The 19178-nt window shown below is 63.0% G+C and carries 18 protein-coding genes and 1 pseudogene; 12 read left to right on the top strand and 7 right to left on the bottom strand.

Annotated elements, in window-relative coordinates; genetic code table 11:
* Positions 1–97: 97 nt before the first annotated feature.
* The 7 genes and pseudogenes from aldA to NCS58_RS25405 all read left to right on the top strand — a co-directional run bounded on the left by aldA (position 98) and on the right by NCS58_RS25405 (position 7377).
* A complete protein-coding gene (gene aldA / locus NCS58_RS25375) occupies positions 98–1522 on the top strand; it encodes an aldehyde dehydrogenase (protein ID WP_061116180.1) in 1425 nt (474 codons plus the stop codon).
* Between the two features lie 114 nt (positions 1523–1636).
* Entirely contained in the window at positions 1637–2938 is a 1302-nt protein-coding gene (locus NCS58_RS25380) for a nitrate/nitrite transporter (protein WP_061116181.1), read from the top strand.
* Positions 2935–4152 carry a mandelate racemase/muconate lactonizing enzyme family protein gene (locus tag NCS58_RS25385; RefSeq protein WP_250477772.1) on the top strand — a complete coding sequence of 406 codons (1218 nt, stop codon included), beginning with the start codon at positions 2935–2937 and terminating at the stop codon, positions 4150–4152. The genes NCS58_RS25380 and NCS58_RS25385 overlap by 4 nt, the downstream gene beginning before the upstream one ends.
* 27 nt (positions 4153–4179) lie before the next feature.
* Positions 4180–5838, top strand: coding sequence for a GMC family oxidoreductase (locus NCS58_RS25390; RefSeq protein WP_061116503.1), 1659 nt, complete (start codon positions 4180–4182; stop codon positions 5836–5838).
* A 123-nt stretch (positions 5839–5961) separates the two neighbouring features.
* Positions 5962–6882 carry a LysR substrate-binding domain-containing protein gene (locus NCS58_RS25395; protein WP_250477773.1) on the top strand — a complete coding sequence of 307 codons (921 nt, stop codon included), beginning with the start codon at positions 5962–5964 and terminating at the stop codon, positions 6880–6882.
* A gap of 12 nt (positions 6883–6894) precedes the next feature.
* A pseudogene (locus NCS58_RS25400) lies at positions 6895–7029 on the top strand (nitronate monooxygenase); the annotation flags it as partial.
* Between the two features lie 126 nt (positions 7030–7155).
* The gene (locus NCS58_RS25405) at positions 7156–7377 is read left to right on the top strand and encodes a DUF3079 domain-containing protein (protein WP_061116184.1); all 222 of its coding nucleotides are present in this window, start codon (positions 7156–7158) and stop codon (positions 7375–7377) included.
* A gap of 86 nt (positions 7378–7463) precedes the next feature.
* Here NCS58_RS25405 and NCS58_RS25410 read toward each other — a convergent pair whose 3' ends face one another.
* A complete protein-coding gene (locus NCS58_RS25410; protein ID WP_250477774.1) occupies positions 7464–8666 on the bottom strand; it encodes a GAF domain-containing sensor histidine kinase in 1203 nt (400 codons plus the stop codon).
* Positions 8667–8861: 195 nt separating this feature from the next.
* On the opposite strand from NCS58_RS25410, the gene NCS58_RS25415 reads away from it, so the two are divergent.
* Positions 8862–9455 carry a ParB-like protein gene (locus NCS58_RS25415; protein ID WP_061116186.1) on the top strand — a complete coding sequence of 198 codons (594 nt, stop codon included), beginning with the start codon at positions 8862–8864 and terminating at the stop codon, positions 9453–9455.
* A 74-nt stretch (positions 9456–9529) separates the two neighbouring features.
* Positions 9530–10039: a DUF421 domain-containing protein gene (locus NCS58_RS25420; protein ID WP_061116187.1), complete on the top strand. Its 510-nt coding sequence runs from the start codon at positions 9530–9532 to the stop codon at positions 10037–10039.
* Between the two features lie 533 nt (positions 10040–10572).
* Here the strand turns inward: NCS58_RS25420 and NCS58_RS25425 are convergent.
* Entirely contained in the window at positions 10573–10911 is a 339-nt protein-coding gene (locus NCS58_RS25425) for a hypothetical protein (protein WP_061116189.1), read from the bottom strand.
* 306 nt (positions 10912–11217) lie between these two features.
* On the opposite strand from NCS58_RS25425, the gene NCS58_RS25430 reads away from it, so the two are divergent.
* Positions 11218–12456, top strand: a complete 1239-nt coding sequence (locus NCS58_RS25430; RefSeq protein ID WP_061116190.1) for an MFS transporter — start codon at positions 11218–11220, stop codon at positions 12454–12456.
* Between the two features lie 52 nt (positions 12457–12508).
* Here NCS58_RS25430 and NCS58_RS25435 read toward each other — a convergent pair whose 3' ends face one another.
* Positions 12509–13456 (bottom strand): DMT family transporter, encoded by a 948-nt coding sequence (locus NCS58_RS25435; RefSeq protein ID WP_250477775.1) that lies wholly within the window; start codon positions 13454–13456, stop codon positions 12509–12511.
* 77 nt (positions 13457–13533) lie between these two features.
* Between NCS58_RS25435 and NCS58_RS25440 the strand changes: the two genes are divergently transcribed.
* On the top strand, positions 13534–14385 hold the full coding sequence (locus NCS58_RS25440) for a LysR family transcriptional regulator (RefSeq protein ID WP_061116192.1): 852 nt from the start codon (positions 13534–13536) through the stop codon (positions 14383–14385).
* A 2-nt stretch (positions 14386–14387) separates the two neighbouring features.
* On the opposite strand, the gene NCS58_RS25445 is transcribed toward NCS58_RS25440, so the two are convergent.
* From NCS58_RS25445 to NCS58_RS25455, 3 genes are read right to left on the bottom strand one after another with little or no spacing between them, the layout of a single operon-like run.
* Positions 14388–15329: a LysR family transcriptional regulator gene (locus tag NCS58_RS25445; RefSeq protein ID WP_061116193.1), complete on the bottom strand. Its 942-nt coding sequence runs from the start codon at positions 15327–15329 to the stop codon at positions 14388–14390.
* A 22-nt stretch (positions 15330–15351) separates the two neighbouring features.
* Complete coding sequence (locus tag NCS58_RS25450; protein WP_061116194.1) at positions 15352–16908, bottom strand: MFS transporter; 1557 nt, start codon at positions 16906–16908, stop codon at positions 15352–15354.
* The gene (locus NCS58_RS25455; protein ID WP_061116195.1) at positions 16905–17411 is read right to left on the bottom strand and encodes a MerR family transcriptional regulator; all 507 of its coding nucleotides are present in this window, start codon (positions 17409–17411) and stop codon (positions 16905–16907) included. The genes NCS58_RS25450 and NCS58_RS25455 overlap by 4 nt, the downstream gene beginning before the upstream one ends.
* Before the next feature lie 167 nt (positions 17412–17578).
* Between NCS58_RS25455 and pssA the strand changes: the two genes are divergently transcribed.
* Positions 17579–18187 (top strand): CDP-diacylglycerol--serine O-phosphatidyltransferase, encoded by a 609-nt coding sequence (pssA, locus tag NCS58_RS25460; protein WP_061116196.1) that lies wholly within the window; start codon positions 17579–17581, stop codon positions 18185–18187.
* Here pssA and NCS58_RS25465 read toward each other — a convergent pair.
* The gene (locus NCS58_RS25465; protein WP_250477776.1) at positions 18177–19145 is read right to left on the bottom strand and encodes a LysR family transcriptional regulator; all 969 of its coding nucleotides are present in this window, start codon (positions 19143–19145) and stop codon (positions 18177–18179) included. The two genes, pssA and NCS58_RS25465, sit on opposite strands and share 11 nt — an antisense overlap.
* Between the last annotated feature and the right edge of the window lie 33 nt (positions 19146–19178).

The following is a 19178-nucleotide window of genomic DNA, read 5'->3' on the forward strand; positions in this document are numbered from 1 at the left end:
AAGAATGCGCCGCAGATGCGTTGCCTTGTCGCAGCGGTTGCCCGACATGCCGGCAACCGGGCGGCATGACGCAGAGCGACCAAGGAATCCGCCAGACATGAAGCCAGAACGCAATTTTGTGAACGGACGTTTCATCGAGCCCGTGAGCGAGCACGTCACCGCCATCCTGAATCCCGCGACCGAAGAAGTGGTGGGGCACGTCCACGACGCGCCGCGCGAGCAGGCGCTCCTGGCCGTCGAACAGGCCGCCTGCGCGCAGCGTCTGTGGCGCGTGATGCCCGCCGCCGAGCGCGGCGAGCACATGCAGCGTCTCGCCCACGCCATCGTCGAAGCCTCAGCCGGGATCGGCGCGGCGCTCGCGGCAGAGTCCGGCAAGAGCCTGCTCGATGCGACCAACGAAGCCGTCTACGCCGCGCAGATCACGCGCTATCACGCGGAATGGGCGCGCCGTATCGAAGGCGAAGTCATTCCGAGCGATACGCCGAACGAGAATCTCGTGCTGCATCGCGAGCCGATCGGCGTCGTCGCGTGCCTGATTCCGTTCAATTTCCCGATCTATACGCTGATGCGCAAGATCGCCCCAGCGCTGATCGCGGGCAACACGGTCGTCGTGCGTCCGAGCAACAACACGCCGCTGTCGGCGTTCGAGCTGGCGCGCGCCGTGGAGCGCGCGGCGCTGCCTCCGGGCGTGGTCAATATTCTCGCGATGGATCACGCAACGGCCGAAGCCGTCTGCACGCATCCGAAAGTCGGCATGATTACGTTGACGGGCAGTGTCAACGCGGGCCGCAAGGTGCTCGACTACTGCAAGGCGAACATCGCGAAGCCTTCGCTGGAACTCGGCGGCAAGACGCCCGCGATCGTCGAGCCGGACGCCGATCTGCAAAAGGCCGCGCGCGAACTCGTCGCATCGAAGCTCACGCATAGCGGTCAGCTCTGCACGGCCATCGAGCGCGTCTATGTGCACGAGAGCGTTCACGACGCGTTCGTCGGCCTGCTGCGCGAGCAGATGATGGCGAAGCGCATCGGCGACCGTCACGAGGACGCGAGCAACATGGGACCGCTCGTCAACAAGGCATCGCGCGACGGCATTCACGCGATGGTCCGCCGCGCGATCGAAGCGGGCGCGACGCTCGAAACCGGCGGCGAGGTGCCGGATCGCAAGGGCTTCTTCTATCCGCCGACGCTGCTCTCGAACTGCCGTCAGGACATGGAGATCGTGCAGGAAGAGACCTTCGGCCCGGTGCTCGCGGTGCTCGGGTACGCGAGCATCGACGAAGCACTCGCGATGGCCAATGACCACCAGTTCGGCCTCTCGTCGGTGCTCTACACCGAGAACTACCGCACGGCGATGAAGGTCGCCAACGCGATCGAAGCGGGCGAGCTCTACATCAACCGCACGCCCGCCGATCCGTATCAGGGCTTCCACGCCGGCTGGAAGCGCTCCGGCATCGGCGGCGACGACGGCAAGCACGGCATGCTCGAGTTCACGCAGACGCGTCTCGTCGTCATGAAGTACTGATTCTCGCGGCCGGTGCCGGCCGCATCCGCTTTTTACCCTCAACAAGAACATATGGAAGGTTCAGCCGCGCGGCATCGACATGCCGCGCGCCGCTGCCCTTCGAGGAGCACGCCTGTGTCATCGAATCCCGCTCAATCCGGCCGAAGCGTCAACGCGCCGCGCGAAAGCACGCGCGCCGACCGCTATATCCAGCTCGCGCTGCTCGTGATCGCCGCTGGCGCCATCTATCCGATTCTGTATCTGCGGCAGGTCTATCAGCCGACGATGCTCGAAGTCTTTCACATCACCGAAGCGCAACTGGGTTATCTCTACTCCGCGCTCGGCACGATCTTCCTCGTTTGCTATCTGCCGAGCGGCTGGCTCGCGGATCGCGTCGCGCCGCGCGTGCTCATCAGCTTTTCGCTGATTGCGACGGGCGCGCTCGGGCTGTGGTATTCCACGGCGCCGTCGTTCGGCTCGCTGATCGCGATCTTCGGCGGCTGGGGCCTGACGACGGGTCTCACGTTCTGGGCCGCGATCATCAAGCGCGTGCAGATGATCGCCGCCGCCGACGAGCAAGGCCGCTTCTTCGGCTTTCTCGATGGCGGCCGCGGCCTGATCGAAGCGCTGCTCGCGACGCTTGCGATCGGTCTTTTCGCCTGGACGACGCAGACGCGCGGCGAGTCGGCTGTCGCGGGCTTCCGGCTCGTCGTCTACATGTACGCGTTCCTGTGCATCGGGCTCGGCGTCGTGCTCGGCCTCGTGCGCGACCCGCAAGGCGCGCAGCCCGCGCAAGGCGCGCGAGAAAAGCGCAACGTGTTCCGCGATCTCGCCGTGCTGCTGAAGAATCCGCAATTGTGGCTGCTGTCGGCCATCGTGTTCTGCGGCTATCAGGTGTTCTGGGCGACGTACAGCTTCTCCGCGTATCTGCATGAGAAGGAAATCGGCTTGTCGGTGGTCGCGGCGGGCTTCATCACGACGGCCAAGTTGTGGATGCGCCCGATCGGCGGCATCGGCGGCGGCTTTCTCGGCGACCGCTCCTCGAAGTCCTCCGTGCTCGTGTTCGCGCTGTTCGCGGCGGCCGGCGCGCTGCTCCTGCTGATGGCGGCGCCCACGATCGGCAGTCACGTGCTCATCACGGTGATCGTGCTTTTCATCGGCGTGATGACGTATGCGATTCGCGGCCTCTACTGGTCGCTGCTCGATCAATGCAAGGTGCCCGCCGAAACGATGGGCCTCGCAATCGGCCTCGTTTCGATGATCGGCTATTCGCCCGATGCCGTGCTGCCGCTCATCAACGGCTATCTCACGCAGAACTTTCCGGGCGCGCATGGCTATCAGCTCTATTTCGGCTACATCGCGGTCATGTCCGCGCTGGGCGGCGTGGCCGGCCTCGTCTTCAAACATCGACTGAACAAAGTGGGAGCGCAACAATGAAAATCGCCGCACTTGAAACGCATATTGTCGCGGTGCCGCCGCCGCACGTCGGCGGCATGTACTGGATTTTCGTGAAGCTGCGCACCGTGTGCGGCATCGAGGGCGTCGGCGAGATCTACTCCGCGACGTTCCATCCGAAGGCGATGACGCCGGTCATCGAAGACGTGTTCGAACGCTATCTGCTCGGCCACGATCCGCACCATGTCGAGCGCTTCTATCGCGAGGCGTATTCGAGCGGCTTCACGCAGCGCCCCGATCTCACGATGATGGGCGTCGTCAGCGGCCTCGAAATGGCATGCTGGGACATCATCGGCAAGGCGGCGGGCAAGCCAGTCTACGAGCTGCTCGGCGGCCGCGTGCACGAGCGCCTGCGTTCGTACACCTATCTATACCCGAAGAACAGCCGCGGCGAATACGACTACGACGATCCCGATCTCGCCGCCGAATGCGCCGCGCATAACGTCGCGCTCGGCTTCACGGCGGTGAAGTTCGATCCGGCCGGCCCGTACACCGCGTATTCCGGCCATCAGATTTCGCTCGAAGTGATGGACCGCTGCGAGACGTTCTGCCGCAAGGTGCGCGAGGCTGTCGGCAGCAAGGCCGATCTGCTGTTCGGCACGCACGGGCAGATGGTGCCGTCGTCGGCGATTCGTCTTGCGCAACGGCTCGAGAAGTTCGATCCGCTGTGGTTCGAAGAACCGGTTCCGCCGGGGCAGGAAGGCGCGATGGCGCAAGTCGCCGCGAAAACCAGTATTCCGATTGCCGCGGGCGAGCGCCTGACGACGAAATACGAGTTCTTCAAGTTGCTCGAAGCGCGCGCGGCGTCGATCCTGCAATTCAACGTCGGGCGGGTGGGCGGTCTGCTCGAAGCCAAGAAGATCGCGAGCCTCGCCGAGGTCCATTACGCGCAGATCGCGCCGCATCTCTACAACGGTCCGGTCGGTGCGGCTGCGAGCATCCAGATCGCCGCGTGCTCGCCGAACTTCCTGATTCAGGAAAGCATCGGCACATGGGACGGCTTCCACGCCGAGGTGCTCAAGTCGAAGATCCGCTGGGAAGAGGGCTACATCGTTCCGTCGACGGAGCCGGGCTTGGGCGTCGAACTGAACATGGATGTCGTGCGGGCGCATACGCCGTACACCGGCGAGCGCCTGCACTTGCAGATGGCGGCCAGGCCCGCCGACGTGAAGGATCTCGCGCCCGCGAAGGGCTGAACGCAGGGCACAGAAAGCATGAAGAGCATGGAATTCGATTACATCATCGTGGGCGCCGGATCGGCGGGCTGCATTCTTGCCAATCGCCTCACCGAGTCCGGCGAGCATTCGGTGCTGCTGCTCGAAGCGGGCGGCGCGGACGATTCGTTCTGGTTCAAGGTTCCGGTTGGCTTCACGAAGACCTACTACAACCCGGAATACAACTGGATGTACTACAGCGAGCCGGAAGCGCAACTGAAAAACCGCTCGCTGTATTGTCCGCGCGGCAAGGTGCAGGGCGGTTCCGGCTCGATCAACGCGATGATCTACGTGCGCGGCCAGCCGCACGATTTCGACGACTGGGCGCGCGCGGGCAACGCGGGCTGGGGCTACCGTGACGTGCTGCCCTATTTCCGCCGCCTCGAATCGCACTGGGCCGGCGACACGCCGTATCACGGCGCGCACGGTAAGATCAGGATTTCGTCGATGAAAGACGGCGCGCATGCCATCTGCGGCACGTTCCTCGAAGGCGCGCGGCAAGCGGGTTTTCCCGTCACGGGCGACATCAACGGCGAGGACTACGAAGGCGCGACCATCTACGACATCAACGCACGCAATGGCGAGCGTTCGTCGAGCAGCTTCGAGTATCTGCATCCGGTGCTCGGGCGCAAGAACCTGCGCGTGGAGCGCCATGTGAGCGTGAGCCGCGTGCTGTTCGACGGCAAGCGTGCCACGGGCGTGATGGCATCGCGCAACGGCGAAGCGCTGCAATTCCGTGCGAAGCGCGAAGTGATTCTGTCGGCGGGCGCGGTCGATTCGCCGAAGCTGATGCAGCTTTCCGGTCTCGGCGACGGCGCGCTGCTCGCGCGGCACGGCATTGCGCTCGTGCATGAATTGCCGGCCGTCGGCAGGAATCTGCAGGATCACTTGTGCGTGAGCTTCTACTATCGCGCGACGGTCGAGACGCTCAACGACGAGCTCGGCTCGCTCTTCGGCAAGGTCAAGGCCGCCATGCGTTATCTGAGCTCGCGCAAGGGGCCGCTTTCGATGAGCGTGAACCAGTCGGGCGGCTTCTTCAAGGGCGATGACGACGAGGCGCAGCCGAACCTCCAGCTCTATTTCAATCCGCTCTCGTATCGCATTCCGAAGAGCAGCAAGGCGCAGCTCGAACCCGAACCGTATTCGGGCTTCCTGCTGTGCTTCAACCCGTGCCGGCCGACGAGCCGTGGATCGATCGAGATCGCGTCCAGCCGCGTGGAAGACGCCGCGAAGATCAGGATCAACGCGCTGACGACGCCGAGGGACATCCGCGAAGCGGTGCAGGGCAGCAAGCTCGTGCGCAAGATCATGAGCTCGGCCGCACTGCGCGCGATCACCGCGGAAGAGATTTCGCCGGGACCGGACGTGCAGAGCGACGCCGACATGCTGGAGTACTTCCGCGAGCAATCGGGCTCGATCTATCACCTGTGCGGTTCCTGCGCGATGGGCCCGGACGCGCGCACGGCGGTCGTCGACGAGCGCTTGCGCGTGCATGGCGTGCAGGGGCTGAGGATCGTCGATGCGTCGATTTTTCCGAACATCACGTCAGGCAATCTCAATGCGCCGGTCATGATGGTCGCCGAGAAAGGCGCGGACATGATTCTGGACGACGCGCGAACGGTCGTCGGGCAAGTCCCGACGCCGGCGGAGCCTGCCGCGATCGCCTGATCCGAAGCGGCATAATTTGCCTCGATCCGTAAAATGTCGCTTCATGGCGGCGTTATTCCGGCGTGGATGCGTGTTCAATGCACGCAGCAAACGCAAGGAAGGGAGACCGATTTGAAGCGAAAAATGCCGGCCCTGAACGCGCTGAGGGCCTTTGAAGTGGCAGGGCACACCGGCAGCTTCACGCGCGCCGCGGAGATGCTGCATGTGACGCAAAGCGCGGTGAGCCGCCAGGTGCGCCAGCTCGAAACGCAACTCGGCGAGCCGCTGCTGTTGCGCCGGCATCATCATCTGGAGTTGTCGGCGACGGGGCGGCACTTGCTGCAGGCGCTCAGAATGTCGTTCGACCGCATCGAGCTGACGGTGCGCAGCATTCAGGAAAGAACGCATTTAAGGCGACTGCGCATCAACGCGCCGCCCACGTTTTCGAGCCGCTGGCTGATGCCGCGCCTGCAATCGTTGCGCGCGGCCGCGCCGGACCTCGAAATCTCGCTGACCACGCGCCGCAAGGACGATCTCGTCGAATCGGGCGCGCTCGACTGCGCGATTCGCTTCGGCAATGGCGAGTGGGACGGGCTCGACAATCAGTTGCTGATGAACGAGCGGCATATCGCCGTATGCTCGCCCGCGCTTCTCGGCGAGCGCGATTCATCCGGCATCGACCTGAACGAATTCACGCTGCTGCACGTGCTCGCCGCCAGCGATCAGCGGTATCTCACCTGGCAGCACTGGCTCAAGGCGGCGAATATCGATAACGTCGATACGCGCGGCGGCTACGAGTTCGATCTGCTCGATCATGCGATTCGCGCCGCCGTCGACGGCCTCGGCGTCACGATTGCCGATCGTCACATGATCGCGCCCGAGTTGCAGCAGGGCACGCTCGTGCCGATCGTCGATGTCGAGGTGGACGGGCACCAGTCCTACTGGCTCGTCACGCGGACCGGCCAGGACGATGCGCCGCAGGTCGCGCTCTTTCGCGAGTGGCTGCGCGCCGAGATCGACAAGCAGGTGTGCCGGCCGGGCGGTAAGCAAGGCGCGCGCGACTAGCGGAGACGATCACGCGGCGATCTCGGCAATGGCCTGTTCTTCCGTGGACGCGAGACGCTGCCTTTCGGCGTGGCGATCCGCAGCGTGCGCGATCTCATCGCACTGATGCTCACGGGCGCGACGAAAGGCGCGCCGGCGGCATGTTGAAAACCGAAACGGCGTGTTTCGAGGGAAGCGGCGAGCGATCGTCGCATTCCTATTGGCTGCGAAGGGGTTCGGTACTAGTCTCGATGTCGCCGGCTCGCAGGCCGTCATTGAAGGAGTATCAAGACGATGTCGAAACGCTTTCCGCTGAATCCGAAACATCCCGAGCGTAATTGCTGGGGTTGCGATCACTATTGCGCGACGGACGCCCTGCGCTGCGGCAACGGTTCGAGCCGCACGCAGCATCCGGCCGAACTGCTCGGCGACGACTGGTACGAACAGGGCGACTGGAATCTCGATATCGTCGGGGACGCGAAGTCGATTCAGCCCGGCGTCGCACGATCGGATTGATTGGCGTGCAGAAGGACAATTTCGACGAGCGCACCGAAGGCGCTTTCGCAACGCGTCCCCTTGCATGGTAAACAGCGCCTGCTCACCTACAAAGGAATACGCGCGGTGAAGCATGTACCGTCGTCGATCGACGAGCACACTTCCAGCGTGCCGCCATGTGCCTCGACGATCTGCTTGCAGATGTACAGTCCCAGGCCCAGTCCTCCGCCCGGTGCGCTGGTTTTCGGCCGCCAGTAAGGTTCGAATACGCGCTGGAGCACCTGCGGTGGAATCGGCTCGCCAGCGTTCGACACCGAAAGTACGAGTGTCCCGGATTCGACGATAGCGCGCACGACCACGGGCGCATCTGGCGAACCGTGCGTCAGCGCATTCGCGAGCAGATTCGACATGAGCTGCTGAAGGCGAGCGAGGTCGCAGCGAGCCGGCCCCTCCACGGAGATCGAGCAATCGACCGCTCTCGACGGATACGTCATGCACAGTTCGTCCACGACCGCTCGCAGGTGAACGCCAAGGTCGCTTTCGTCGGCCAGTGCGACGACCATGCCGGAACCCATGCGGCCGCGCGCGAAGTCCATCACGTCATCGATGAGTCTGGCCATTCTCAAAGCCGAGCGCTTCAGCCGCTGTCCGATCGCCTCGATGTCGGGCTCCGCTTTGCGGCGGCTCAATAGCTCAGCTGTCGCACTGACGGCCGACAACGGGCTGCGCAAGTCGTGGCCCAGAACGGCGATGAATTGTTCGCGCAACGTGGCCGTTTCACGTTCGAGAAGCAATTGCGATTCGGTCGACCGCTGCCTCTGCTCGCTGTCCAACTGCATGCCGATCAGATTGGCGAAGACCTCGAACATACGAACGATTTTCGGATCCGAGACGGCCGCCGGGCTCGCGTCGATCGCGCAGAGATTGCCGAAGTACTCGCCGCCCGGCAATACGATCGGGACGGAGATGTAGCTTTTCAGGCCGTAAATCGCCGGGGTATGGTGGTCGCGATACTTCTCGCTCTGCGTGAAGTCGTCGATGACGATCGCCAGCCGCGCGGCGCGAGATTCGAAGCAAAGCGTGGAGTGAAGTTGCAGTTGTCCGCCCGGCTTGAGGCCGAATCCTACTTTGTCGAGTACGGCGCACGCGGTCCAGGTTGCATCGGTCACGCGTGCGACGGCGGCAAAGCCCATCCCGGTCTCTTCGCAGATCATCTTCAGCATCGAAGGGACGGCGCCGATACGCGCAACAGCGCCGATGTCGCGCGCCAGTGCCTCGTCGGAATCCACTGCGTTGATTATGTTTTCCATGTTTGCTGCGTACGCGTCCGAGTTAGGGCTTCGACAGGATCAGTCAGAACTACCGGGGTGTTGGAATTTCGGCTCCGGACGATTAGCCTACTACACCAAAGCGTCGGCACGGTTTCTGCTCCCGGTGGTCAGAGGCCTGAATTCTCGTTCGTACGATTGGGCTTCGCGTGTTTCGGGTATTGCGGGGAGGCAAAAATGAAGAGAGTAAGAATCGACCTCTTGCGTCCCACACAGGTGACGCACGGTTTTCGGGAAATCCTCGACAAGACGAAAGTCTACGAGTCGCTGTCGGGCCATGATCTGGAAATGGCCATCGCCGAAAAGCCGGTTCCTGTCGTGCTCGGTCCCGGCGGCGCACCGTATGTCATCGACCATCATCACGTTGCGACCGCGCTGTGGCGCGCCGCGATAAAGAGCGTGCCCGTCGTTCTGGTGGGTGACCTCACATCATTAAGCAAAGCCGACTTCTGGCTGACGATGGAAAACAATCGCTGGACGTATCCCTACGACGCGCAGAGCAGGCGCGTCGCGTTCGCCGAATTGCGGGACCATGTGTGGGAACTGATGGACGATGAATTTCGGAGTCTGTCGGCGTCGGTGCGCGACGCGGGCGGCTATGAAAAGACAACTGTTCCGCTGGCGGAATTCCGCTGGTCCGATTTCTTGCGAAGCCGTTTGCCGCCGCCCGAAAGCGATGCCGAGTACGCATCGCTCGTCGAGAAAGGCGTGGAACTCGCGAAGACAAAAGCTGCGCGCGGGCTTCCGGGATATCTCGGCCCGGCTGACTGACGCTGACAAAGACCGTCTCCACGGCAAGCCGGGCAGACCTCTGGCCTTGCTTGCTCGCTCTACCGGAGGACACGATGAACATCCTCGTAGCGATATTCGGAGAAGGCAGGGACCTCGATGCCTTGCAAATGGCGGCCAGAACGGTCGTCGTTTTTTTCGCGGCACTTGTTTTCATTCGAATCTCTGGTCGACGGTCCTTCGGCCAGCGTTCTCCTTTCGATTATGTGGTCGGGATCCTTCTCGGCGCCACGTTGAGCCGCGTCATTGTCGGTGCTTCTCCGGCAGCGCCGACGCTGGTTGCTTCGCTCGTCATCGTGCTCATACATCGGGCGCTCGCGTGGGCTTGCATTCATTCGCCCCGACTGGAGTCGCTCGTGGTCGGCGTGGAACGAGAAGTCTTCAAGGATGGCCGATTCAACGAAAATCAGATGTCGGCCGCACTTATCACGAAAACCGACGTATTCGAGACCGCGAGACAGGAACTTCATACGCTCGATCTCGAAGAAGTGCATTCGGCGATACTCGAGCGCAACGGGCAGGTGAGTCTCGTGCGCAAGAAGAGGGAGCGAAAGCAGGATGACTGACTCCGATCCGCAGGCTGTGACTGATCGAGCGTCATCGTCGACGCCCGAACAATCCGCCCGGGCGTTGCGGTTGACGTCTCATTCGCTTTCCGTCCCGCCGAGGCGGCTGTGGTTCGAGCGCCAACCTTCGCGCTTCTTCCGCCTGCGATGAACTCTCCAGCAACGTGCCGTTGTTCCACATCCAGAGCGGTAGAACCGTCACGACAGCATGGTTGCCCGTGTCTTGCACGACGACGAAACAGCAATCATCCGCTTTGCTGTAGATGAGGTTCAGGCCCCTGTTCGCCGAAGTTCCGCCGAGCCAGATGCATCGACCTGCGTCGATCATGGTGCGAAGGGCGGTTGTCGAGAGGGAACATCGTTCGTTCACGCGTTCCTTTGCGTGCGGCGAAATCCAGGACCGGCGCGGGCTCGATCGTCTCTTTGAGAAATGCATACTCTCCTCGGCGATCCATGCGTTGCGGCGCGCCGCGAATGCAAATTCGTCGCGCTGGATAAGCACGGTGAATATAACGGGCCGCGTCTATGACAGCCTAGGTCGGCGCAAATACCACCGCGCCAGCGTCGGAGACGTGCGTAAAGCTTCGAAAGAAGCGATACGTCTGATCGCCGACTGTCATCCGATTCAACCCGACCTGGGTCAGTTCAAGTATTTCCTCTGCTACCGCCGTCGCAACCGTGCCCTGGCTCGTCAATTTGACGTCCTCGTCCGCGGGATTGCCGATGTACACCGCGAAAATGTCTTTATCGCGGCGCATCATGACCACGCACTTACCCTTTTCCAGAGATATTTCCAGGTATGAGGCGAGCGTTTGCAGCGACTCGGGCGTGTGCCCTTCAAGGCCGGACGTTGCTTCTGAAGCGGTGCGCATTGTGCTGTCTCCGTCCAAAGATGTAGGTCCAGCAACGTTAGAGTACTCCCAAGCTGCCCGGCTTCGCCACGGGCGCTCCTGCAAGCGTTTCCGGGCGAGTCGGTCGGTACGGCGAGAAGCAACGACACATACGGAGTCAGATATGCAAGGTCGCGAGCCGCGACTGCGCCCCGAGGTTCCAGCCGACGCTCTTGCACCACGATACGGGGATTGTTCGTCCACGTCGGCTTGTCTGTTCAGGGCGCAATGCTTTTTCCCGCGCCGGAGTCCGCATAGAGTGGCAGGCTCAATCTCGGATTCGTCATTATGCAAATTGATACGCCTGCGACATCAGCGTCGCCATATGGAAGGACCACATCGTTGCGCCAATGGCTTTCCGTGGTCGCGGTCGCTGTCAGCGCATTCGCCTTCGTCACGGCCGAGTTCTTGCCGGTCGGGCTTCTGAGTCAGATTGCGCACGACCTCGGCGTCAAGCCTGGCGTTGCCGGTTTGATGGTGACGATGCCTGGAATCATGGCCGCCATATTCGCGCCGGCGCTGATTGCCGGTGCTGGACGCATGGACCGCCGTTTCGTATTTCTGCTGTTGACGGCAGTGCTCTTGATCTCCAACGTTTTGTGCGCAATCGCTACGAGTTTCCCGGTTCTCCTCGCTGGCCGCGCCTTGCTCGGCGCCGCGCTGGGTGGATTCTGGACCTTGGCGACGGCCGCTGCGCCCCGACTCGTCGAACCGAAGGATGCCGCAAAGGCCACCGCTACCATTCTGACGGGCGTCACGTGTGCAACGGTCATCGGCGTGCCGCTCGGCACGTTCATCGCTTCGTTCGCGTCGTGGCGAGCCTCGTTCGCCGCGACCGCGGGACTCGTGGCGCTCGCCCTTGCGGCACAGGCGCTCCTCGTGCCGTCGCTGCCGTCTGCGTCGGCGCTGCGCGTTTCCGATTTCAAAACATTGCTTCGGCGTCCGCAAACCCGGTGGAGTCTGCTGATGGTCGCGCTCGTGTTCGGAGCGCATTTCTCGACATACACCTACATCGCGCCGCTGCTGGAGCAGGATTTCTCCGTGCGCGGTATTACGCTGCTGCTGTTCGGATTCGGCCTGGTGGGATTCTTTTCGAATGCGCTGATGTCGATGGCGGTTGCGAACCACCTGAAAAAGTCCGTCGCGGCGATGATCTTGCTCTTGCTGATCGCCATATCGTCGATGCTGGTGCTCGACCATTCGATCGTAGGTGAAGCAGCAGGGATGCTGCTCTGGGGCGTCGCCTTCGGCGCGCTGCCGCTCTGCTTCAGCGTATGGATTCAGCACGGCACGGCGGACATGCCCGAAGCGGGCTCGGCGATGTTCGTCAGCATCATTCAGGTCGCCATCGCCGCCGGGTCCGCAGTGGGCGGTTCGATTGTCGACCATGCCGGGGTAAGCGCCGACTTCACGTTGGGATGCGGGCTCGCCGTGCTCGGTCTGTTAGCGCTGCAACGCCTTGCCGCACTGGAGCGGCCGGCCGCCAAATCTTCCTTCGTCAGCGAGTGCGAGCCATCGGCGGATTGACGTGCGGCCCGAAGCGGTTATTGCGTCGAGGCCGCGCGGAAAGTTGGCGGCTTCAGAGTTGTCGAGCCGCGCGGCCGTCGCGCGGCCGTCGAGTCATCACGACGATCCCCAGGCCGGAGACTATCGTTCCGCCGAGCATCGGCCAGGAGAGCGGCTCTCCGAATAGTGCCCACGCCCATACGAAAGTGACCGAAGGACTCAGGAACAGGACGCTCGACACGCGTGCGGGCGACGACCGCCGCAGGCATACCCAGTACAGCCCGTAACCACCAAGTGTCGAGATGACCGCCGTCCAGCAAACGCTGGCGGCGAAGCCGGTGGTCGCGATCGGCATCACGCTCCCTTGCGAACGCTGCAGACAGAAGAACACGAGGCATGACACGACGCAGTGTATCCAGAGAGTACACAAGAGACTCAGCGAGCCGGTGCGAGAGGCGGTCCGTTGCTGCCAGACCGTGGCCACCGCCAGCGACATCATGCCCGCGACCGGCAAGGCGTATGCCCAACGAGGAGCGGAGCCGAGGGTCAACGCGTCATGACTGACCATGATTGCCCCGGCCAGCCCGAGCGCCATGCCCGCCCATGTCCGGCCCGAGTTGCGCTCCCTGAGAACCAGGGATGAAATGACGACCGTGCCAACCGGCAGAAGATTGGCAATCAGCGCGCAAAGACCCGCTGATACGCCGAGCTCGATCCCCTTCCCAACGCCTGCGATATAGCCTGCCAACGCGAACAAGCCGATTGCAGCCTGCCGCGCCACCACGGATGGCGGCGCGCCGATTATTTCCCGCAAGACAAAGGGAAGCAGGCAGATCGAAATGACCGCACAACGCCACAGCACGACGAGAAACATCGGCGCGTAGTCCGTGGAAAATCGCATCCCGACGAAGCCCGAACTCCACGCGACGACCATCAGCGCTTCCAATGCCGGCAAAGGCAGGCGTAGCGCATCAATGGCAGGCGGATTCGAGGCAAGGCCGGGTCGCGAAACTTTTGTCATGCGTCCAGCGTAGTCTGCGATCGGCGATTAGAAAATCAAAATATACTGATGAGGTCGTTCAATACGGTTGAACCATCATGGAATCGGTCCTCGATATCGAACTCTTGCGCACCTTTCATGCGGTGGCCCGGCTCGGCAAATTTCGCTCGGCGGCCGAGCATGTGCATAGAAGCCCGGCTGCGGTCAGCATTCATATCCAGCGCCTCGAAGCCATCGCCGGTGGCAGGCTGCTCGACCGGGACAACCAGTCCGTCACGCTGACCGCGCTCGGCAAACGGCTGCTTGCAGGTACGAGCGAGCTGTTGAGCGCGCATGACCGCGTGCTGCGGGAAATTCAGGGAAAAACGCTCGCGGGACGCGTCGTGCTCGGCGTGCCGGACGAGTATGCCGCGCATATCGTCCGGGATATTCTTCCGGGCTTCGCGGTCAGCTGGCCCAATGTGGTGCTGGAAGTGAAAACCGCACCGAGCCTCAAGCTTCGGGACTGGGTGACGCGCGGCAAGCTCGACGTCGCGTTATTGGTTCAACCCGTCAAAGCGAGCAGACCGGCGGATGTCCTGACGATGACCACGCCGGTCTGGGTCGGGAGTTCGACCTTCGTGCTGGCCGAGGACCGCCCGCTTCCATTGGCGTTATACGGCGAGCCGTGCCCCTATCGTGTGGCAATGACGACTGCGCTCGAGCGTGCCGGGCGCAAATGGCGCGTCGTGCTCGACAGTGCGTCGAGCCAGGTCATCAAGACCTGCGTCGAGTCGGGGCTTGCCGTGACGCTGCTCGACCGCGCGCGCGTCAGCGAAGATATGCGAGTGCTGGACATGCTTCCGCATATCGGCGATCACGAAGTCGTTTTGATGCGGGATGGCACCGGCCGTGCAAGCGACGCGATCGACGTGCTCATCGCCACGATCAAGGAAAACTTCAGGCTGTAATGTCAGCTCTCCCGCGGCGCATCGATATGAGCGGCATCGCTCTCCAGTATCCGCGGAACCACGTCCTTGACGAACTCGACGAACGTCCTGACCTTCGCATTGAGATACTGCCGCGACGGATACAGCGCGTAAAGCGTGAGCGCCTGCAATCGATAGTCAGGCAGCACGCGCACGAGCGCGCCGCTTTCGAGCAGCTTGCTCGCCGTCGACATCGGCAGCGCGCCGATGCCCACGCCCTCGCGCAGCGCGACCGCCAGCGCGCCCGCGACATTTACGCCGAAGTTCGTCTTCGCAAGCGCGAAGGTCTCCGTGCCCTTCGGGCCTTCGAAGGTCCAGACATCGCGCGGAAAGAGCGGCGAGACGAGTTGATGACACGGATGACGCGACAACTCCGCAAGCGTGCGCGGCTCGCCGTGCCCGCGCAAGTACGCCGGCGACGCGCACAGCACACTATGCACCGTGCCGAGGCGCTGCGCGACGAGGCTCGAATCCGGCAACTCGGCGATGCTCGCCTGCACGGTGAGATCGTAGCCTTCGTCGATGATATCGGGCGTGTGCTGCGACAGCGTCAGATCGACGGACACCGCCGGATGACGTTCCCGATAGCGCACGATGGCGGGCACGACATACGACTGCCCGAGGCTCGTCGATGCATGAATGCGCAAGTGCCCGGAAGGGCGCAACTGTGCATCGGCGGCTTCGGCTTCGGCCACGTCGACGCACGCGAGTATCTGCTCGCAGCGCTGCAGATAGCGCTTGCCCGCCTCGGTGAGGATCACGCGCCGTGTGCTCCGATGCAGGAGCCGCGTATTCAGATGCGCTTCGAGCGCGGCGATGGCCCGCGAGGTCGCGGCCGTCGATATATTCATGCGTTGCGCGGCGGCGGTGAAACTGCCTTCTTCGGCTACGCGGGCGAACATCCGCATGCTGCTGAGTGTGTCCACTTTTTATGTGCTCTGAGACGGATCAGTCGATTCGCTTCTGCCATGCGGCGATCACGCTCGCGCACAGTGCGACGCCGATGATGTAATAGAAGCCATCCAGCGAACTGAGGAAGTTCGCCTGCTGCGTGACGATGCGGCCGATCTCGACGAGCGCGAGGCTCTTCGCTTCGGATGCGCTGTGGCCCATGCGCTCGAACGCGCCGAGCAGGCTCTGATATACGCCCTGAAACGTCGGGTCATACGGGTTGACCGTTTCTACGAGCCGCGTCTGATGCAGCGCGACGCGATGCTGTTCGAGAATGATGATGGTCGCCGTCGAGAACGAATACGTCAGTTGCTTGACGATGTTCTTGAAACGATAACCGTGGCTGTACTCCTCGACCGCGAACACACGGAATGTCAGGTTCGCGACCGGCAGCGCGATGAAGAGCAGCAGCATGCCGCGCAGGACCATCGGCGCGATGAGCCATGGCATGCTCACGTCGGGCGGCAAGCCGATCATCCATGTGCCGATGAACGCGGCCAGCAGAAAGCCGGCCATGATCATCCACTTCTTGTGCCTGATGCGCGACGCGTAGCGGAAATAGACGACGGCCATGCCGAGCGAGACCATCGACGTGAAGCCGACGAGCCGCCCCGCGTTTTCGACCGGATAGCCGAGCCCGCCTTCGAGCAGGCGCGACACCAGAAAGCTCATCGCGTTGTTGATGTAATAGAACGCGATGTACAGCACGATGCCCACCTGAAACGTCTTTTCACGCAGCGCATGCAGCCGCAACAGCGGCTTCGGATGATGCCACTGATGCCATATGAACCAGCCGAGCGACAGCAGCCCGGCAACAGTCAGCACGATGAGCTCGGGCGACGTGCTGAAAAGCTCGAAACGCACTTGCTGCATGACGATCTGCAGCGCGCCCTGCGCAAACGCGAAGATGATGTACGGCCAGAAGTGCGCTTCGCCGCGCGCCTCGGGATGTACGCGGCCCGTGGACGGCACCGCGACGAACGCCAGCATGCCGAGCGCGACGCCCGCGAACGCGGTGCACGAGAAGAGCGCGCGCCAGCCGAGCGATGCGACCAGATAGCCGCCGCACAAGGGAGCGAGCGCAGTGCCGAGCAGGATCATGTTGAGAAAGCGGCGCGTCGCGGCGGGGCGCGTCTCTTGCGTAAAGCGCGTCTGAATGAGGATGCGCGCGGCGCTCATCATCGGGCCGATGAAGTAGCCCTGAAAGCCGCGCGCGAGCGCCAGCTCGATGGCCGATTCGGATAGCGTCGCCGCCACCGCACCCGCCGCGAACAGAAACAGGCATCCCGCGATATAGCGCCGATTGCCGAGCCGTTCGATCCACCATTGCTGCTGCAGGATGCCGAGCACGGACGCTACCGCATACGCGCTCGACGCCCACACGAGTTCATCGGACGATGCATTGACGCCGCCCGCGATATAGCTCGTGAAGAATGAAAAGACCGAGTTGTCGAAGTAGTCGAGCCCGGTGGCGAGCGCGATAGCCCACGCAAACAGATCGCCGGGAAAACGTTCCGCGACCGGCTTTGTCTGCCGATATGGCGCTTGCGTCATTCGCCCGCATCCTCGGCGCGCTGCGTCTTGCGCCGCTTGCGCGCGGCCAGGCGTTCTTCCAGCAGCACTTCCTTGCTTTCGCCCGCGATTCTGCGCCGCAAATAATCGAGGTCGCTGGCGAGTTCGCTGCGCACCGCCTGCGCTTCCTTCAGTTCGCGGCGCACGGCGGCGATGCGCGCATCGACCGATTCGATCTGCTGCGACAGCGCCTGCTCGATCTCCCGCAGCGACGAAGCCGAATAGCCGGTACGGCCTTCGCCTTGCGTTTCCATCGGCCGTTTCAGCATCTCGACGATGCCCTGCAGCGAGAATCCGAGCGAACGCAGCCGCAGGATGCGCGCGAACAGTTCCAGGTCCTGCTCGCTGTAGAGCCGGTACCGGCCTTCGCTGCGTGAGGGCGTGACGAGGCCACGCTCTTCGTAATACTTGAGCGTGCGCGGCGTGACTTGCAGGCGCACGGCGGCGTCGCGGATGGTGAGGAGCGCGGGCTTGGTCGCGGACATGACGGCACCGGAGGGGCAGATCGATGCCGCAGTATAACGCAAACCTGTACGTTCGCGTACAGGTTTGCGGGCATGCGGAGTGCTTTGCAAAGAGGGCGCGATGATAGACTTGACAGCCTTGCGGCGCTGGTCGTCGGTGCCGCCGAACGTCACGAAGACAGAAACGAATGAAACGATTCTCGATGATCCGCGATTTCCACCTGGCCGACTGGTTCACGCTGGGTAACGCGGTGTGCGGCACGGGCGCGCTGTTCTCGTCGATGTCCTATCTCGACGATTCCGACGTGCTGCATATCTATCTCGCCTGCGCGCTCGTGTTCGCCGCGCTCGTCTTCGACGTGCTCGATGGCCGCATCGCGCGCTGGCGTCAGAAGGCGTCGCTGCTCGGCAAGGAACTGGATTCGCTCGCCGATGTGATCTCCTTCGGCGTCGCGCCGGCGATCATCGGCTATGGCTTCGGCATGCGCGGGCTGTACGACCGCATCGTTCTGGCGTACTTCGTCGCGTGCGGCGTGTCGCGTCTCGCGCGCTACAACGTGACGACCGAAGAGATGTCGGGCGGCGGCGGCAAGGTCACCCATTTCGAAGGCACACCGATTCCCACGTCCTTCGTGATCGTGCTGCTGCTGACCATCGGCGCATGGTCCGGCGCGATCGGCGAGAGCATGTGGCTCGGCACGTGGCGCGTCGGCGGTTTCACGCTGCATCCGCTCGTGCTGATCTACGCGATTTCCGGCTCGTTGATGATCAGCCGCATCCGCATTCCTAAGCCATGACTTCCTGAGCCATGACATGCGGCGCGCTTGCCGACGGCGCCGCATCGAACTTGTCCTTCAGCGACGTCGCCAGAAAATCCACGAACGTCCTGATCTTCGCGTCCACGTGCTGACGCGACGGATACACCGCATATACGCTCGCGCTCATCAGCGGATAGTCGGGAAAGAGGCGCACGAGCCGGCCGTCCCTGATGTCGTCGGCGACGAAGTAATGCGGCATCGCGCCGACGCCCGCGCCTGCCAGAAGCGCGACGCGAATCGCCCCGGCGTCGTTGACCACGATCTGGTCGATGCTGGCGGTGACCCCGGAGGCGAGTTCCGCATGCCAGTCGCACGGATGCGCGAACGGCGCGTTGATGCGCGTAAGCGCGTGCATCGGCAGATCGGAGATGGACTCCACCGCGTGTCGCCCGAGATACGCCGGCGCCGCGACCAGCACACGCTGAAAGCGCCCGACGATGCGGTACGCGTTGCCCGAATCGGGCAGCGAGGCGGCCGACAGCACCGATACGTCGAATTGTTCCTGCACGAGGTCCGGCATGCCCGCCAGCAGCTTCAGATCGACCGTCACTTGCGGATGCGCGCGCCGGTATTCGACGATCGTCGACATCAACTGCGCGAGGCCCAGATCGGGCGCCGCGTGCACGCGCAGGCGGCCGCGCGGGATCATGGCGGCATCGCTCGCTTCGGCGTCGGCGGCGTCGATGTCGGCGAGGATCTTCCTGCATTTGCGGTAGTAGCGCTCGCCGCTGTCGGTGAGCGACACGCGGCGCGTCGTGCGCTGCAGGAGCCGCGTGTGCAGGCCGTCTTCGAGCGAGGCGATTGCCCGCGACACGATGCCCACGCTGCAATCCATATCTTTCGCGACGCCGCTGAAGCTGCCGGTTTCGGCGACGCGTGAGAACACCCGAATGCTGAAGAGCTTGTCCATATCCGCTTCGCCTCCGATTCCGATCATGTCAACGATGGAATGAAGATACGTTCGCGAAGC

The organism is Caballeronia sp. INML3B (assembly GCF_023631305.1).
Taxonomy (GTDB): Bacteria; Pseudomonadota; Gammaproteobacteria; order Burkholderiales; family Burkholderiaceae; genus Caballeronia; species Caballeronia turbans.